This is a genomic window from Agromyces binzhouensis (assembly GCF_042672355.1).
GTDB lineage: Bacteria > Actinomycetota > Actinomycetes > Actinomycetales > Microbacteriaceae > Agromyces > Agromyces binzhouensis.
The window spans coordinates 339,682-354,340 of sequence record NZ_JBHXVJ010000002.1 but is presented as its reverse complement, the minus strand read 5'-3'; the positions used below and the strand labels follow the sequence as shown (position 1 = coordinate 354,340).

Annotated in this window: 13 protein-coding genes; 3 read left to right on the top strand and 10 right to left on the bottom strand. The window is 71.8% G+C overall.

Going from position 1 to position 14,659, the window contains the following annotated elements; all coding sequences use genetic code 11:
• Positions 1 to 42: 42 nt before the first annotated feature.
• A complete protein-coding gene (locus tag ACFVHK_RS05345; protein WP_376927932.1) occupies positions 43 to 2,325 on the bottom strand; it encodes a polyribonucleotide nucleotidyltransferase in 2,283 nt (760 codons plus the stop codon).
• Positions 2,326 to 2,646: 321 nt separating this feature from the next.
• Positions 2,647 to 4,650 carry a glycosyltransferase gene (locus tag ACFVHK_RS05340; RefSeq protein WP_376927931.1) on the bottom strand — a complete coding sequence of 668 codons (2,004 nt, stop codon included), beginning with the start codon at positions 4,648 to 4,650 and terminating at the stop codon, positions 2,647 to 2,649.
• A gap of 196 nt (positions 4,651 to 4,846) precedes the next feature.
• Between ACFVHK_RS05340 and ACFVHK_RS05335 the strand changes: the two genes are divergently transcribed.
• Positions 4,847 to 5,053 carry a dodecin family protein gene (locus tag ACFVHK_RS05335; protein ID WP_129233525.1) on the top strand — a complete coding sequence of 69 codons (207 nt, stop codon included), beginning with the start codon at positions 4,847 to 4,849 and terminating at the stop codon, positions 5,051 to 5,053.
• Between the two features lie 75 nt (positions 5,054 to 5,128).
• On the opposite strand, the gene ACFVHK_RS05330 is transcribed toward ACFVHK_RS05335, so the two are convergent.
• The 3 genes from ACFVHK_RS05330 to ACFVHK_RS05320 all read right to left on the bottom strand — a co-directional run bounded on the left by ACFVHK_RS05330 (position 5,129) and on the right by ACFVHK_RS05320 (position 7,742).
• Positions 5,129 to 5,617 carry a hypothetical protein gene (locus tag ACFVHK_RS05330; protein WP_129233524.1) on the bottom strand — a complete coding sequence of 163 codons (489 nt, stop codon included), beginning with the start codon at positions 5,615 to 5,617 and terminating at the stop codon, positions 5,129 to 5,131.
• A 272-nt stretch (positions 5,618 to 5,889) separates the two neighbouring features.
• A complete protein-coding gene (locus ACFVHK_RS05325) occupies positions 5,890 to 6,519 on the bottom strand; it encodes a CE1759 family FMN reductase (RefSeq protein ID WP_376927930.1) in 630 nt (209 codons plus the stop codon).
• Positions 6,516 to 7,742, bottom strand: a complete 1,227-nt coding sequence (locus ACFVHK_RS05320; protein WP_376927929.1) for an LLM class flavin-dependent oxidoreductase — start codon at positions 7,740 to 7,742, stop codon at positions 6,516 to 6,518. The genes ACFVHK_RS05325 and ACFVHK_RS05320 overlap by 4 nt, the downstream gene beginning before the upstream one ends.
• Before the next feature lie 112 nt (positions 7,743 to 7,854).
• On the opposite strand from ACFVHK_RS05320, the gene ACFVHK_RS05315 reads away from it, so the two are divergent.
• Positions 7,855 to 8,607, top strand: coding sequence for a glycosyltransferase family 2 protein (locus ACFVHK_RS05315; protein WP_376927928.1), 753 nt, complete (start codon positions 7,855 to 7,857; stop codon positions 8,605 to 8,607).
• On the opposite strand, the gene ACFVHK_RS05310 is transcribed toward ACFVHK_RS05315, so the two are convergent.
• The 5 genes from ACFVHK_RS05310 to ACFVHK_RS05290 form a co-directional block, all read right to left on the bottom strand.
• Positions 8,597 to 9,559, bottom strand: a complete 963-nt coding sequence (locus ACFVHK_RS05310; RefSeq protein ID WP_376927927.1) for an alpha/beta fold hydrolase — start codon at positions 9,557 to 9,559, stop codon at positions 8,597 to 8,599. The genes ACFVHK_RS05315 and ACFVHK_RS05310 overlap by 11 nt on opposite strands.
• Before the next feature lie 89 nt (positions 9,560 to 9,648).
• Complete coding sequence (locus ACFVHK_RS05305) at positions 9,649 to 11,301, bottom strand: M28 family peptidase (protein ID WP_376927926.1); 1,653 nt, start codon at positions 11,299 to 11,301, stop codon at positions 9,649 to 9,651.
• A 121-nt stretch (positions 11,302 to 11,422) separates the two neighbouring features.
• Positions 11,423 to 12,058, bottom strand: coding sequence for a hypothetical protein (locus tag ACFVHK_RS05300; protein WP_376927925.1), 636 nt, complete (start codon positions 12,056 to 12,058; stop codon positions 11,423 to 11,425).
• Between the two features lie 74 nt (positions 12,059 to 12,132).
• Positions 12,133 to 13,020 (bottom strand): LLM class flavin-dependent oxidoreductase, encoded by an 888-nt coding sequence (locus ACFVHK_RS05295; RefSeq protein ID WP_376927924.1) that lies wholly within the window; start codon positions 13,018 to 13,020, stop codon positions 12,133 to 12,135.
• A gap of 9 nt (positions 13,021 to 13,029) precedes the next feature.
• Positions 13,030 to 13,992, bottom strand: coding sequence for an EamA family transporter (locus ACFVHK_RS05290; RefSeq protein WP_376927923.1), 963 nt, complete (start codon positions 13,990 to 13,992; stop codon positions 13,030 to 13,032).
• A gap of 93 nt (positions 13,993 to 14,085) precedes the next feature.
• On the opposite strand from ACFVHK_RS05290, the gene ACFVHK_RS05285 reads away from it, so the two are divergent.
• Positions 14,086 to 14,634 (top strand): CGNR zinc finger domain-containing protein, encoded by a 549-nt coding sequence (locus tag ACFVHK_RS05285; protein WP_376927922.1) that lies wholly within the window; start codon positions 14,086 to 14,088, stop codon positions 14,632 to 14,634.
• The last annotated feature ends 25 nt before the right edge of the window (positions 14,635 to 14,659 follow it).

Sequence of the window (14,659 nt, the reverse complement as noted above, 5' to 3'; positions counted from 1 at the left end):
CCCCGACGAATCGGGACGGGCATCCGGTGGAAGGACCTGCGCTTACGCGTCGGCGCCCTCGGCGGGAGCCTCGGCGTGCTCGCCGGTCGCGGCACGGCCGTTGGTGTCGGCCTCCTCCGCGATGACCGGCGCGAGCGAGAGCTTGCCGCGGTCGTCGATCTTGGTGATCTCGACGAGGATCTTCTGCCCGACGCCGAGCACGTCGTCGACGTTCTCGACGCGCTTGCCGCCGGCGAGCTTGCGCACCTCGGAGATGTGCAGCAGGCCGTCCTTGCCGGGCAGCAGCGAGATGAAGGCGCCGAAGGCGGCGATCTTCACGACCGTACCCAGGAACTGCTCGCCGACCTCGGGGTTGGTCGGGTTGGCGATCGCGTTCACGGCGGCACGGGCGGCCTCGGCCGAGGGGCCGTCGGTCGCGCCGATGTAGACGGTGCCGTCCTCCTCGATCGAGATGTCGGCACCGGTCTCGTCCTGGATGCCGTTGATCGTCTTGCCCTTCGGGCCGATCAGCTCGCCGATCTTGTCGACCGGGATCTGCACGCTGATGACGCGCGGCGCGGTGGGCGCCATCTCGTCAGGGCCGTCGATGGCGGCGTTCAGCACCTGCAGGATCGTGGTGCGCGCCTCCTTGGCCTGGGTCAGCGCACCCGCGAGCACCGAGGCGGGGATGCCGTCGAGCTTCGTGTCGAGCTGGATCGCCGTGACGAACTCCGACGTGCCCGCGACCTTGAAGTCCATGTCGCCGAGCGCGTCCTCCGCACCGAGGATGTCGGTGAGGGCCGCGTAGCGGGTCTCGCCGTCGACCGTGTCGGAGATGAGTCCCATCGCGATGCCGGCGACCGGGGCGCGCAGCGGCACACCGGCGTTGAGCAGCGACAGGGTCGAGGCGCAGACCGAGCCCATCGAGGTCGACCCGTTCGAGCCGAGCGCCTCGGAGACCTGGCGGATGGCGTACGGGAACTCCTCGCGCGTCGGCAGCACGGGCACGAGCGCACGCTCGGCGAGCGCGCCGTGGCCGATCTCGCGGCGCTTGGGCGAACCCACGCGACCCGTCTCACCCGTCGAGTAGGGCGGGAAGTTGTAGTTGTGCATGTAGCGCTTCTTGGTGACCGGGCTCAGCGAGTCGATCTGCTGCTCGAGCTTGAGCATGTTCAGCGTGGTGACGCCCAGGATCTGGGTCTCGCCGCGCTGGAAGATCGCCGAACCGTGCACGCGCGGGATGACCTGCACCTCGGCGTCGAGCGGGCGGATGTCGGCCAGGCCGCGACCGTCGATGCGCACGCCGTCGGCGAGCACCCGCGAGCGGACCACGAGCTTGGTGACCGACTTGTAGGCGGCCGACACCTCGCCGTTGGCCGACTCGGGCAGCTCGCCCGCCTCGACCTTGGCGGCGATGGCCTCCTTGACGCGCGCCTTCAGCGCGTCGTCGGCGTCCTGGCGCTCGACCTTGCCGGCGATCTGGTAGATGCCCTTGAGCTCGTCGTGGGCGAGCGCGGCGACGGCGTCGTAGGTCTCGCTCTGGTAGGGCGGGAACGTCGGGTAGTCGGCGGTGGGCTTCGCGGCGGTCTTCGCGACCGACTGCTGGGCCTCGACGAGCTGCTTGATGAACGGCTTCGACGCCTCGATGCCCTGCGCGATGACGCCCTCGTCGGGCTTCACGGCGCCGGCCTTGATGAGGTTCCAGGCGTTGTCGGTGGCCTCGGCCTCGATCATCATGATCGCGACGTCCTGCGAGCCGTCGCCCTCGGTCACGACACGGCCGGCGACGACCATGCTGAAGACCGCGTCCTCGAGCTGCGAGTGCTTCGGGAACGCGACCCACTGGCCGTCGATGAGCGCGACGCGCACGCCGCCGACCGGGCCGGAGAACGGCAGGCCGGACAGCTGCGTCGAGAGCGACGCGGCGTTGATGGCGAGCACGTCGTAGAGCTCGTCGGGCTCGATCGCGAGCACCGTGACGACGACCTGGACCTCGTTGCGGAGGCCCTCGACGAACGAGGGACGCAGGGGGCGGTCGATCAGGCGGCACGTGAGGATCGCCTCGGTCGAGGGGCGGCCCTCGCGGCGGAAGAACGAGCCGGGGATCCGGCCCGCGGCGTACATGCGCTCCTCGACGTCGATCGTGAGCGGGAAGAAGTCGAAGTGCTCCTTCGGCTGCTTCGACACCGACGTGGCCGAGAGCAGCATGGTCTCGTCGTCGATGTACGCGGCCGCGGAGCCCTGCGCCTGCTGCGCGAGGCGACCGGTCTCGAACCGGACGGTGCGGGTGCCGAATCGACCATTGTCGATGATCGTCTCGGCGAACGTGATTTCAGGACCTTCCAAGAGGTCTCTCTCCTTTGTTTCGGCTCGCACGCCCGTGTGGCGCGCGAGGTGAACAAGGAGCAGGGAACAGGCAGATCTCAGCGCGTCGATGACTCACCAGCGCTGGCCACCAGTAGAAGTCCACCAAGCTCTCGATTGGTAAGCCACCACAGGGGACCAGCTTCCTGCCGGCCTGCTCCGAAGCACCCGTGGGAGGGTGCGAGCTCGTGTTGAATTGAGCGGGTGCCGCGTGGGCATCCTCGCCGAGCCTACCAGCCCGGCGTGTCGCGACCTAGCGGGGCGCCCCGCGGCACGGGCGAGCGGATGCCGCGGCACGGCCGATCACGCGCGGATCCCGCGTCGCTCGCGCTCGTCGTCGCGCCCCCGGAGGTGGACGATCGCGTCGTGCTTCGCGACGCGCCCGTCCCCGGCCGTACGGCCGAGGAGACGTCGACCCGCCCAGGGCATCGCATGCCGCACCAGCCACTCGGCGTCCGGCAGCGGCGGCGCGTCGAGCTCGTCCGCGTCGCCGTGGAGCACCGCGTCGAGTCCGGCGAGGGCCGCGGCATCCGGCACGCCCAGGACGTCGGCCGCCGCGTACGCGAGCGCCCGATGGCCTGAGGAGTTCAGGTGCACGCGGTCCTCGGCCCACATGCCCCGCGCCGTAAGGCCGCCGTGGGCGGAGGCGTCCAGGACCATCGCGCCCGCCCCGTCGGCGCGGGCGACGAGGCGCTCGGCGAACCGCTCGAACGCGACCCGGACCGAACCGAGCCGTGCGTGCGCGGGCAGGAACGGCGTCACGACGAGCACGTCGCACCCGACCCCCCGGAGGCCGTCGACGGCGTCGCCGACGCGATCCGCGAGCGCCTCGGCCCGTGCGCCGACGCGCACGAGGTCGTTGCCGCCGATCAGCACCGTGACGAGGTCGGCCCCGAGGTCGAGGGCGCGCGGGAGCTGGACGTCGACGGCGTCCGCGACGCGCCGGCTGCGCACCGCGAGGTTCGCATAGCCGATGCCGTCGGCCGACTGCGCGAGCAGCATCGCCAACCGGTCCGCCCAGCCGCGGTACTCCCCCGCGGCCATCCGCGACGAGTCGCAGAGGCCCTCCGTGACCGAATCGCCCACGGCGACGAACCTCTGCCACGCCGGGCGCGGCCGGCCCGCGTCCGGCTCGCGCCGCGGCATCCGCTCGACCACCGGGGCCGTCACGCCGACGGGCGTGCCCGTGCGCGCACCCCGGTGGAGGTCCCGCGCGTGCTCGTAGTGGCCGAGGAGCTCGTCGCCGAGCGCGGACCAGCTCCGACCGGCGACGCCCTCGCGGGCCGCGCGCCCGAACGCACGGCGCTTCGCGTCGTCGCCCGCCAGGTCGCGCACCCGCGCCGTCAGCTCGTCGAGGTCGCCGGGGCGGTACAGCCAGCCGTCGCGGCTGGAGCTCACGAGGTCGAGCGGTCCGCCGCGCCCGGTCGCCACGACGGGGACCCCGCTCGCGAGCGCCTCCTGGACGGTCTGGCAGAAGGTCTCGCTCTCGCCGGGGTGGACGAACACGTCGAGGCTCGCCATCGCCTCGGCGAGCGCGTCCCCGCCGAGGAAGCCCGTGAACGCGGCATCCGGGAGCATCGTCTCGAGCGCGGTGCGCGCCGGACCGCCGCCGATCACGACGAGGCGGACGCCGTCGATCGCGGCCACCGCGCGGAGGTCCTCCACCTGCTTCTCCGGTGCGAGCCGGCCGACGTACCCGACGAGGACCTCGTCGTCGGCCGCGTGGCGACGGCGCCATTCGAGGGAGCGCCGGTCGGGGCGGAAGCGGTCGGTGTCGACCCCGCGCGCCCAGCGGCGCAGTCGCTCGACGCCGTATCCCTCGAGCTGCGCGACGGCTGCGGAGGACGGCGCGAGCGTGAGGGTCGCGCGTCGGTGCAGCCGGCCCACGTGGTTGGCGAGCATCGGGGCCGCGCCGGGCAGGCGGTAGCGCTCGGCGTAGGCCGGGACATCCGTCTGGTAGACCGCGACGCTCGGCGCGCCGATGCGCTCGGCGGCGATCACGCCCTGCCAGCCGAGCACGAACGGCGACGCGAGGTGCACGACGTCGGGGTCGAAGTCCGCGAGCGTGCCCGCGAGCCTGCGAGCGCCCGCGAAGGTCACGCGGACCTCGGGGTAGCCGGGCATCGGCACCGAGCGGAGGAACTCCGCGCGCGCGCCGTGCAGGCCGTGGTCGACGGGGCCGGACCGCGGAGCGAGGACGAGCGCCTCGTGGCCCTGCCGCTCGAGGTGCCCGAGCACCTGCAGCAGGGAGTGCGTGACGCCGTTCATGTGCGGGAGGAACGACTCGGCGAGCAGTGCGACTCTCACGCCGCCAGCATGGGGCGATGCGGCGTCGCGACACGAGCCGAGTCGCCGTCGTCCGCCGAGGGTTCACCGAGGCGACGGATGCCGTTCGCGCGCCGGTCGCGAACGGGTCAACCCCTCGCGGCGCCCGCTCGCCCGGCGCATGATGGAAGTCGGGCGCATGCTCCGATGCGTCCGGAATCGTTCGAGGGGGAACGACATGTCATCGGTCGCACGAGTCACCACCATCACCGCCTTCTCCGAGACGAGCTTCGAGGACGCGGTCGCGGTCGGCATCGCCCGCTCTGCCGAGACGCTTCGCGGCGTCAAGGGCGCGTGGGTGAAGGAGCAGAAGGTCAAGGTCGAGGGCGGAAGCGTCGTCGAGTGGTCGGTCACGCTGGAGGTCACGTTCGTGCTCGACGACTGACGCGGCGCAGCCGGTCACGACGGGCCGGGGCGGACGGCGTGCGCCGTCCGCCCCGGCCCGTGGCGTGGGATGCGATCAGGGCGCGCTGAAGGTCCCCTTCACCGCGATGAACGCGCCGCTGTCGAGGTCCTCGACGGTCACGTTCGACCACACGACGGAGAGCAGCGTCGCGGTCTGCCCGTTCGGGCAGTCGAGCGCGACGTCTGCGGGCGTCGGCATGAGCGTCAGCGAGCCGACGATGTTGCCGTTCTTGGCGGCGGTGAACTCGCCGCTCTCGGAGACCCTCGAGTCGATGGTCGTCTTCTTGGGGTCGGACGGCACGTTGCCGCCCCCGTTCACGCACGAGTAGGTGGCGCTGAGGTCCGCGCTCGCGACGACGGTCTCGACCGCGCCGGAGGGCAGTCCGGCCTCCTTGAAGTCGACGACGAGGTTCACGCCGTCGAGGTGCGCGGAGGTGGCGTTCTTGATGAAGTGCGGGTTGCCCGCCATGGCGGGTCCGGCCGCGCCGACCAGGACGAGCGCGGCGGCCGCGCCGAGCGCGGCGAGTGCACGACGGATGGACATGATGGTCCTTCTCTCGGGTTGCGATCTGGATGGCAGCCGATGCGACCACGGCTCGCGCGCGTCCGAGGACCCGGTAGGGCGAGAGAAGGGGCGTGTGCGGACGAAGCCGCGCTCCCGGTGCCGACGCTACTCCTGAAGCCGTCCCGCGTGAAGAGTGAACTGAGCAATTCTCATGAAATGTGGGCACGAGATGGCCGACGGGCGACCCCGCGACGGGCGGATGCCGCGGCCGGGACCGTGTCCCGCCGCGGCATCCGATGCACGTTCCGGGGTCACTCCCCCGCGAGGCCCCCGAGCAGGTGGCCCATCGGGCGGTCGAGCGCGAACGGGTCGCTCAGCATGTCGCTGCGGTCGGTGCGCTCGACGAGGTCGGCGAACTCGGTCGCACCTCGGAAGATGCGGTCCGGCAGCGACCGGACGCCGTCTCCTCCGCCGCCCCAGTCGCCCGTCGCGGCGAAGACGCCGGTGGTCACGGGGATGGCGTGCAGGTAGGTGAACAGCGGCCGGATCGCGTAGTCGATCGCGAGCGAATGCCGCGGCGTGCCGCCCGTGGCGCCGATGAGCACCGGGAGGTCGGTCAGCGCCTGCGGGTCGATCACGTCGATGAACGACTTGAACAGGCCTGCGTAGCTCGTCGTGAAGATCGGCGTGACGACGATGAGGCCGTCGGCCGAGGCGACCGCGTCGAGCGCCTCCTCGAGCTTCGGCGGGGCGAAGCCCATGAGCAGGTGGTTCGTGATGTCGTGCGCGAGGTCGCGCAGCTCGAACACCGTCGCGTCGACCTCGACGCCGCGCTCCCGCAGGAGTCCGGCGCTGTCGGCCAGGAGCCGATCGGCGAGCTGGCGGCTCGAGCTGGGCGTCGAGAGCCCGGCCGAGATGACGACGATCCTCCTGGCGGTCATCGTGCACCCGCCGTCCGGGTCGCGGCCCGGCCGAAGGCCGAACCGGTCGAGGCGGCCACCGGTGCGCCCGGGCCGTCCTGGTAGGGCGAGCCCAGGGTGAGGTTGTCGCCGCGGTTGGCGTTCGGCGTCGCCTGGCGCGGTGCGGCATCCCCGTACGTCGCCCGGACGAGCGAGGCATGGGTCGGCGCGTCGGGCACGTCCGCGGGTCGGTCCTTCGCGAACTCGCGACGCAGCACCGGCACGACCTCCTCGCCGAGCAGGTCGAGCTGCTCGAGCACGGTCTTGAGCGGAAGGCCGGCGTGGTCCATGAGCCAGAGCTGGCGCTGGTAGTCACCGACGTAGTCGCGGTAGGCGAGCGTGCGGTCGATCACCTGCTGCGGGCTGCCGACGGTGAGCGGCGTCTGCTGGGTGAACTCCTCCATGCTCGGGCCGTGGCCGTACACCGGGGCGTTGTCGAAGTAGGGGCGGAACTCGTTCACCGCGTCCTGCGAGTTCTTCCGCATGAATGCCTGGCCGCCGAGGCCGACGATCGCCTGCGCGGCGGTGCCGTGGCCGTGGTGCTCGAAGCGCTGGCGGTACAGCGCGATCATGCGCTGGGTGTGGGATGCCGGCCAGAAGATGTGGTTGGCGAAGAAGCCGTCGCCGTAGAAGGCGGCCTGCTCCGCGACCTCGGGGGTGCGGATCGAGCCGTGCCACACGAACGGCGGCACGCCGTCGAGCGGGCGCGGGGTCGCGGTGAAGCCCTGGAGCGGGGTGCGGAACTTGCCCTCCCAGTCGACGACGTCCTCGCGCCAGAGGCGGTGCAGGAGCTCGTAGCTCTCGATCGCGATGGGCAGGCCCTGGCGGATGTCCTTGCCGAACCACGGGTAGACCGGGCCGGTGTTGCCGCGGCCGAGCATGAGGTCGGCGCGCCCACCAGACACGTGCTGGAGCATCGCGTAGTCCTCGGCGAGCTTCACGGGGTCGTTCGTCGTGATGAGGGTCGTGGCGGTCGAGAGCTGCAGGGTGCTCGTCTGCCCGGCGATGTACGCGAGCGTCGTGGTGGGCGACGACGACCAGAACGGCGGGTTGTGGTGCTCACCGAGCGCGAAGACGTCGAGGCCGACCTCCTCCGCGTGCTTGGCGATGGTCAGCGTCGCCTGGATCCGCTCGGCCTCGCTCGGCGTCCGGCCGGTCGTGGGGTCCTGCGTGATGTCGCTGACGGTGAAGATTCCGAACTGCATGTCGCCCTCCTGGGCTCCTTCTCTCGTTTCATGCGTTTGCATGCAATCAGGTGAACGGATGATCCGGCCGGACTATTCCCGGCCGGGAACGGCGACACTAGACTTCGCCTCGATGGGCACCATCTCGGTCGTCATCCCGTGCCGGAACGATGCGCCGTTCCTGGCGGTCTGCCTCGACGCGCTCCGCGGGCAGAGCCGGAGACCCGACGAGGTGATCGTCGTGGACGACGGCTCGACGGACGACTCCGCCGCGATCGCTCGGGGTGCCGGGGCTCGTGTGGTCGCCCAACCGCACCGGGGGATCTGGCCGGCGACCGCAGCCGGATTCGATGAGGCCACGGGGGAGATCCTCGCGCGCCTCGATGCGGACTCCGTTCCGGCACCCGACTGGCTCGAGCGGGTGGAGCAGCGGATGGGATCCGACGACCGTCCCACCGCGGTCACCGGCGTCGGCACGTTCTACGGCGGCACGCGACCGTGGCGATGGATCGCACGTCATCTCTATCTCGGCGGCTACTTCACCGTCATCGGCGCGGTGCTCGGTCATCCGCCCCTCTTCGGTTCGAACTCGGCACTGCGGCGCGACGCATGGTCCGTCCTCCGGGCGCTCGTGCATCGCGATCGCGCCGACGTGCACGACGACCTCGATCTCTCCTGGTGGATGCAGCCGGGCATGACGGTCGTGTACGACCCGTCGCTCGTCGTCGGCGTGTCGATCCGACCGTTCGAGAGCCCGGAGGAGCTGGGCCGACGGCTGGTCATGGCCTTCCGGACGCTCGCCGTGGACTGGCGCGCCTGGCCGGCGCGCCGGCGGCGAGCCGAGCGACGTCGCGCCATGGATGCGGCCGGAGCCGTCACGAGGTGAGTCCCGCCTCCGCGAAGAGCGCCAGCATGTCCCGAGCGAGCTGGTTCGGCGACTGCTCGCACGGGCTGTGCCCGGCCCGATAGACCGCGAGACGCGCGCCGATCTCGCCCGCGAACCGTTCGTGGAGCGATCGCGGCCAGAGGTCGTGCTCCCCCACCGCGACGAGCTTGGGAATCGTCGAGCGCGCCGTCGGCTCGGTCAGGTCGGGCGTCCGCATCATCAGGCCGATGATGTCCGTCACGCTGTCACGGCGCGTCAGTGCGAAGCGCTCGCGGACGAACGCGAGCCGACCCGGCGGAACGCGGTTCAGGTTGTTCCGGATGCCCCAGAGCATGAGCCCGGCGCCCTGGGCTGCCGAGGCGGCTCCGGAGATCGGGCCGATCCGCTTCAGGCCCCGGAACACCTGGCCGACGAGCGGGGGCGCGCTGAGGAGCGTCAGGCTCGCGAAGCGGTCCGGACGTTCGCTCAGGGCCCGTTGCGCCACGGTGCCGGCGAAGCTGTAGCCGAGGACGTGCGCCGGCGCGAGGCGGCTGTCGAGCACGGCGATCAGGTCGTCCACGAACAACCGCTCGTCGTAGCGTGCGCGTGGCGGATCGAGGTTCCAGGGCCCGGCCCCCGCGGACTCGTACTGCCCGGCGAGGTCGAACGACTCGACGCGGAACCCCGCGTGGACGAGCGGAGGGGCGAGCAGCAGGAAGTCCTCCTTCGACCCCGTCGCACCCGGCACCAGCAGCACCCTCGGCCCGTCCGTGGGGCCGAGCGCGACGCTCGCGAGTCCACCGCTCGGCGCAGCGGACCGGAAGCGCTCGGTGCCGGAGGGCCACTCGCGCCAGTCGACGTCGGGGAGGGCCGCGTCGCGCAGCATGGCTTCGTCGTCGCCCGCGACCGTCGTCCGATCCGCGACGACGTCGCGCCGCCACCACGGGTCGTGCCTTCCAAGGAAGTCGAGCACGCCCTCACGGTACCGCGGGGAGGCGGCCCGAACGGGGAGCGGGGCCCGCCGCTTCCGCGACGGGCCCCGCTGGGCCGATTCGATCGAGGTCAGTCGGTCTCGGTCGAGCCGTGGTGGTGGTCGTGGTCGTGACCGCCGACGAGGTCGGGGTCGAGGCCGCCGGCGTTGCCGCCGATGGTCCCCTCCGGGCCGGCCGGTGCCGGCAGCTTGAGGCCGCCGGGCACGTTCACGCCCATGACGCCGTTGACCGACTCGGTCGAGTACGAGTAGGCCAGCACCGCAGTGGCGATCGCGTCCACGTTCACGTCGAGCGCGTGCGCGTTGACGTTGTCGATCGTGTCGCAGGCGAGGTGGTAGCACTGGTCGTACGACTCACCGGCGACGCCGCCCCAGATCGACTCCTGCTCCTCGGTCTTCTGGACCTCGGCGCCGGTGAACAGGCCGCCCGCCGGGATGCCGACGCGGATGAACGCGTCGTAGTCGCTGCGACCGCTGAACTGCGCGTCGTCGTACGGCTCGCCGACCGAGGTGTAGTAGCTCTCGAAGAGCTTCTCGATCTCGATCGAGCCATCGGGGATCGGAACGCCCGCCGGTGCCATCCAGCCGGACTCGTCGCCGTCGTACACCATGAAGATGTAGTTCGGCGAGGCGACCATGTCGAAGTTCAGGTACAGCGCGATGCGGTCCTGCTCCTCCTGGCTGAGACCGGCCACGTACGCCTCCGAACCGAGCAGGCCGTCCTCCTCGGCGGCCCACCATGCGAGGCGGATCGTGTTCTGCGGCTCGAGCTTGCTGAGGTTCTGCGCGATCTCGATCAGCGCGGCGGAACCGCTGCCGTTGTCGTTGATGCCGGGGCCGGCCTCGACGGAGTCGAGGTGCGCGCCCGCCATCACGACGTTGTCGTCGTTCACGCCGGTCTTCTCGGCGATGACGTTCTTCTGCGGGCGGTTCTCGGGCGCCGGCACGAACACGTGCGCGGTCGACCCCTCCGCCGACAGCGCGACGCCGTCGTCGTAGCTCGCACCCACGACGGGGATGCCGTGCGTGATGGGCGTGCCGTCCGTGAGGGTGCCGGCGTTGGCGACGATGAGGGCGGTGCGCTCTGCCGTGTTGCCCTGGTTGAAGATGACGACGGCCTCGGCGCCGGCGGTCTCGGCGTTCAGCGCCTTGTCGCCGAAGTTGCACGCACCGCGTTGGACGAGGGCGATGTCGTTCGGTCCGGAGAAGTCGAGGCCGGCGAAGTCCTCCGGCTGGCACCCGCTCGTGCTGGTGTTGCCGAGCCCGAGGTCGAGGTCGACCGGCACGACGTTGCCGGTGACGTCGCCGGCGCCCGTCCCGGAGAACGCGCCGGTGCTGTAGTCGGCCTGGATCGGCGTGAGCTGGCTGAGCGAGGCCGGACCGAAGTACGTGTAGTCGAACTCGTCGATCGACACGTCCCATCCGGCGGCCTCGAGCGTCTCGACGACGTACTCGACGCTCTGCTCGTAGCCCTCGGTGCCGGCCGCGCGGTTGTCGCCGTTCGCGTCCGCGATCGCCTGGAACGCTTCGAGGTGCTCCATCGCACCATCGGCGTCGACGCACTGCAGCAGCTTTGCGATCGTGTTGTTGTTCTGGTTGTCGCAGGACTTGCCGCCGGGCGCACCCATGGCCGCTCCGGCCGGCACCAGCGCCAGCGCCGCGACCGTCGCGGTGCTGGTCGCGAGCACGGCGGCGCGGCGGGAAAGCCTCGTAGTTCGATACATCGTCTCTCCTTCTTGGAGGGCGTCCTCATCGATGCCCTTCCTGCGAGAGACTACGTGTCGCGACGCCGACGGTAACAGTCTTGACTTCGAGCGAGCGCCCGACTATGCGGACGACGATTCCTCACGATCGCTCGTCGGCGGATGGCACGTCGGCACCACCCGGGATCGCACCGAGTCCGCTGAGGTCGAGGTCCACCCGATACGGCCGACCGCTGCCCTCGATGACCGCCGGCACCCTGACGAAGGCTCCGCGGGAGACGCGCAGCTCGTCGAGGGCGTCGCGCCAGCGCCGGTCGGGCGCCTCGCCGAGGAACCCGGCATGCCGGGGCCGGTCGCCCCCGACGAGCTGCACGCCGACGCGGTACTTCGGCGACAGCCACCGCCGCGCCCTCGGCACGAGGATCGCGTGCTGCGACGCACCGCCGTGCAGGCGGGCGAGGTCGATCGCGGGCTGGTGCCGGTGCACGTCGACGACGGGGACGACGGCGCGCACCGCCGCCGCGACGGGCGACGCGTCGACGATCTCGATCCCGTCGAGCGTCGTGAGGTCGCCCATGGGGTCGGGATTGCGCATGCGCCGCTCCCTGACGAAGCCGACGACGCCCCACGCCGCGGTCAGCGTGATCGCGACGAGCAGCGCGACGAGCCATCCGCCGCTCTCCGGGCGGATCAGCCCGGTGAGGAGGAGGAGCGCCACCAGGACGAGGTACGGGAGCGGCTCCCACCGGAGCGGCGGGACGAAGCGGGGCGCGGACACCACGTCAGGCTACCGGCCCTGCGGGCGACGAGGCGGCCGGCCGGTCACGCGACCCGCGCGACCTCCCGATCGGATCAGCGGAGCGAGGCCAGGCGCGAGCCGACCTCCTCGAGGACCGCCTCGCTGCCCGCGTAGAGGCCGTGCTCGCGCGGCCGGTGCGAGACGACGTCCGTGAATCCGAGTTCGCGGGCCCGCCCGACGGCGTCCTCGAATGCGTCCGCGCTCGCCATCGAGTACCGGGCGTCGCCGTCGAGCGAGAGCACCCGGTCGAACTCGTCGGGCGTCCGATCCTCCGCTGCGAGGGCGTCGTCGAGGCGTGACGCGAGCTCGGCCAGGCGCGCCCACCATGCGCCATCCGTGTCGACGTCGCCGCCGGTGGTGACCCAGCCCGATCCGTAGCGCGCGGCGAGCCGCATCGCGCGGGGACCGTTCGCGGCCATGAGGAACGGCATCCGCGGCTCCTGGGCCGGTTCGCCGACCATGCGCGCCGCGACGGCCGAGAAGCGGTCGCCCCAGTAGGAGATGCCCTCGCCCGCGCCGCGCTCGAAGCGCAGCAGCCGGTCGAGCGCCTCGGTGAACTCGCGGAATCGCTCGTACCGCTCGCGCGCGGAGAGCTCGGACTGCCCGAGCACGTACGCGTCGAAGCCGGTGCCGCCCGAGCCGAGGCCCAGGATCAGGCGGCCGCCCGAGACCTGGTCGAGCGTCGCGACGTCCTTCGCGAACGGCACCGGATGACGGTAGTTGGGGCTCGCGACGAACGTCCCGAGGCGGATCCGCTGGGTGACCGTCGCCGCCGCCGTGAGCGTCGGAACGGTCGCGTGCCACCGCTCCCCCGCGAGGCCGCGCCAGGAGAGGTGGTCGTAGGTCCAGGCGTGGTCGAACCCGAGCTCCTCGGCCTGCCGCCAGAGCCGACCGGCCTCGGGCCACTCGTACTGCGGGAGGATGACGAGGCCGAATCGCATGCCCAGAGCCTACGCGGCGGTGGAGACGGGCATCGGCTCCGGGACCGCCTCGTCGGATGCCGCGTCCCGCGGCCTCCGCTCGAGCTTGACGAGCACGATCCCGCCGAGGATCAGGGCACCGCCGAGGATCTGCAGCGGTCCGAGCGCCTCGCCGAGGAGCACCCAGCCGACGATGCCCGCGAAGATCACCTCGGAGAGGCCGAGGAACGAGGAGAGACGCGACCCGAGCAGGCGGATCGCGGCGATGCCCGCCGCGTACGCGAACGCCGTGGAGAACGCGCCGACGGTGAGGAGCGGGACCCACCACGGGGCCGTGCCACCGAGGAACGCGACGTCGACGAGTGCCGCCTCCATGGGCATGAGGCCCGCCAGGCCCGCGACGCCGAGCGAGATCGCGCCGACGACGAACCCGGCCGCGATGAGCGCGACGGGCGGCACCCGCTCCGACGCCTTCTCCCCGATCGCGTAGTAGACGCAGACGCCGATCATGGCGATGGCGGCGAATGCCAGGCCGAGCGGGTCGAGGTCGCCGCCGCCGGGGCCGATCACGAGCCAGAGGCCGGCGAGCGCGAGCGCGGAGCCGCCGAGCACGATGAGCTGCGGCATCCGCCTCGTGCTCACCCAGGCGAACAGGACGAGCGCGATCGGCGCGAGGTACTCGATGAGGAGCGTCATCGACACCGGGATGCGCTCGAGGGAGGCGTAGAACGCGAACTGCACGCCCGCGACGGCCACGACGCCGAAGAGCAGCACGGTCCAGCGGGCGCGCCACAGCGGCCGCAGGTCGAACCGCAGGGCGATGAGGCCCGGCACGACGAGCAGCACGGCCGCGATCGAGATCCGCGCGAGCACCGCGGCGCCGGGAGACCAGCCCGCCTCGAGCAGGGGCTTGACGAACACGCCGCCCACGCCGAACGCCAGCCCGGCGGCGAGCCCGAGCGCGATGCCGACGATCCCCCGTGATGCACGCACGGTCGCCTCCTCCACAGTCCGCACGCCGTCGGAACCGTAAGGACCGAACGACGTTATGCTCGTTACGCTAGCGATGCGGATGTCAGGAGTCAAATGATTTTCACCGATGACACTGTCGCGGCCCTCGGGTTCATGGCCGCGGTCGCCGACACAGTGCCCGGCGCGTCGGAGTCCGGCGACGACGAACTCGCCACGACGGGCCAGCTGGCCGGCCTGCTCGACGTCTGGGGCTTCTCGGGTCGCCGCGACGGCGACGAGCGCGAACTCGACGAGGTCCGCGCCGTGCGCGGCCGCCTCCGCGAGATCTGGACGCTCGAGCGCGATCCCATGGCGGGCGCCGTCAACGCCATCCTCGAGGAGGCGCACGCGATCCCCCGCCTCGTGCGGCACGACGAGCTCGACTGGCACATCCACGCCGTCTCGCAGGACCGTCCGCTGGCCGAGCGGATGCTCGTCGAGGCGGCCATGGCGCTCGTCGACGTCATCCGCGCCGACGGGATCGACCGGCTCGCTCGGTGCCAGGCCGACGACTGCACCGGCGTCTTCGTCGACCTCTCGAAGAACGCCTCGAAGCGGTACTGCAGCACGCGCTGCGGCAACCGCATGGCCACCCGGGCCTACCGGGCGCGCAGCGCCGACTGACGAGCCGATGACTCGGCGCGCCGCC

Coding starts and splice junctions, on each gene's coding strand:
- ACFVHK_RS05325 (WP_376927930.1), bottom strand. CDS start 6,519: ATGACCGCCAGGAGGATCGTCGTCATCTCGGCCGGGCTCTCGACGCCC.
- ACFVHK_RS05315 (WP_376927928.1), top strand. CDS start 7,855: ATGGGCACCATCTCGGTCGTCATCCCGTGCCGGAACGATGCGCCGTTC.
- ACFVHK_RS05285 (WP_376927922.1), top strand. CDS start 14,086: ATGATTTTCACCGATGACACTGTCGCGGCCCTCGGGTTCATGGCCGCG.
- ACFVHK_RS05295 (WP_376927924.1), bottom strand. CDS start 13,020: ATGCGATTCGGCCTCGTCATCCTCCCGCAGTACGAGTGGCCCGAGGCC.
- ACFVHK_RS05335 (WP_129233525.1), top strand. CDS start 4,847: ATGTCATCGGTCGCACGAGTCACCACCATCACCGCCTTCTCCGAGACG.
- ACFVHK_RS05330 (WP_129233524.1), bottom strand. CDS start 5,617: ATGTCCATCCGTCGTGCACTCGCCGCGCTCGGCGCGGCCGCCGCGCTC.
- ACFVHK_RS05305 (WP_376927926.1), bottom strand. CDS start 11,301: ATGTATCGAACTACGAGGCTTTCCCGCCGCGCCGCCGTGCTCGCGACC.
- ACFVHK_RS05320 (WP_376927929.1), bottom strand. CDS start 7,742: ATGCAGTTCGGAATCTTCACCGTCAGCGACATCACGCAGGACCCCACG.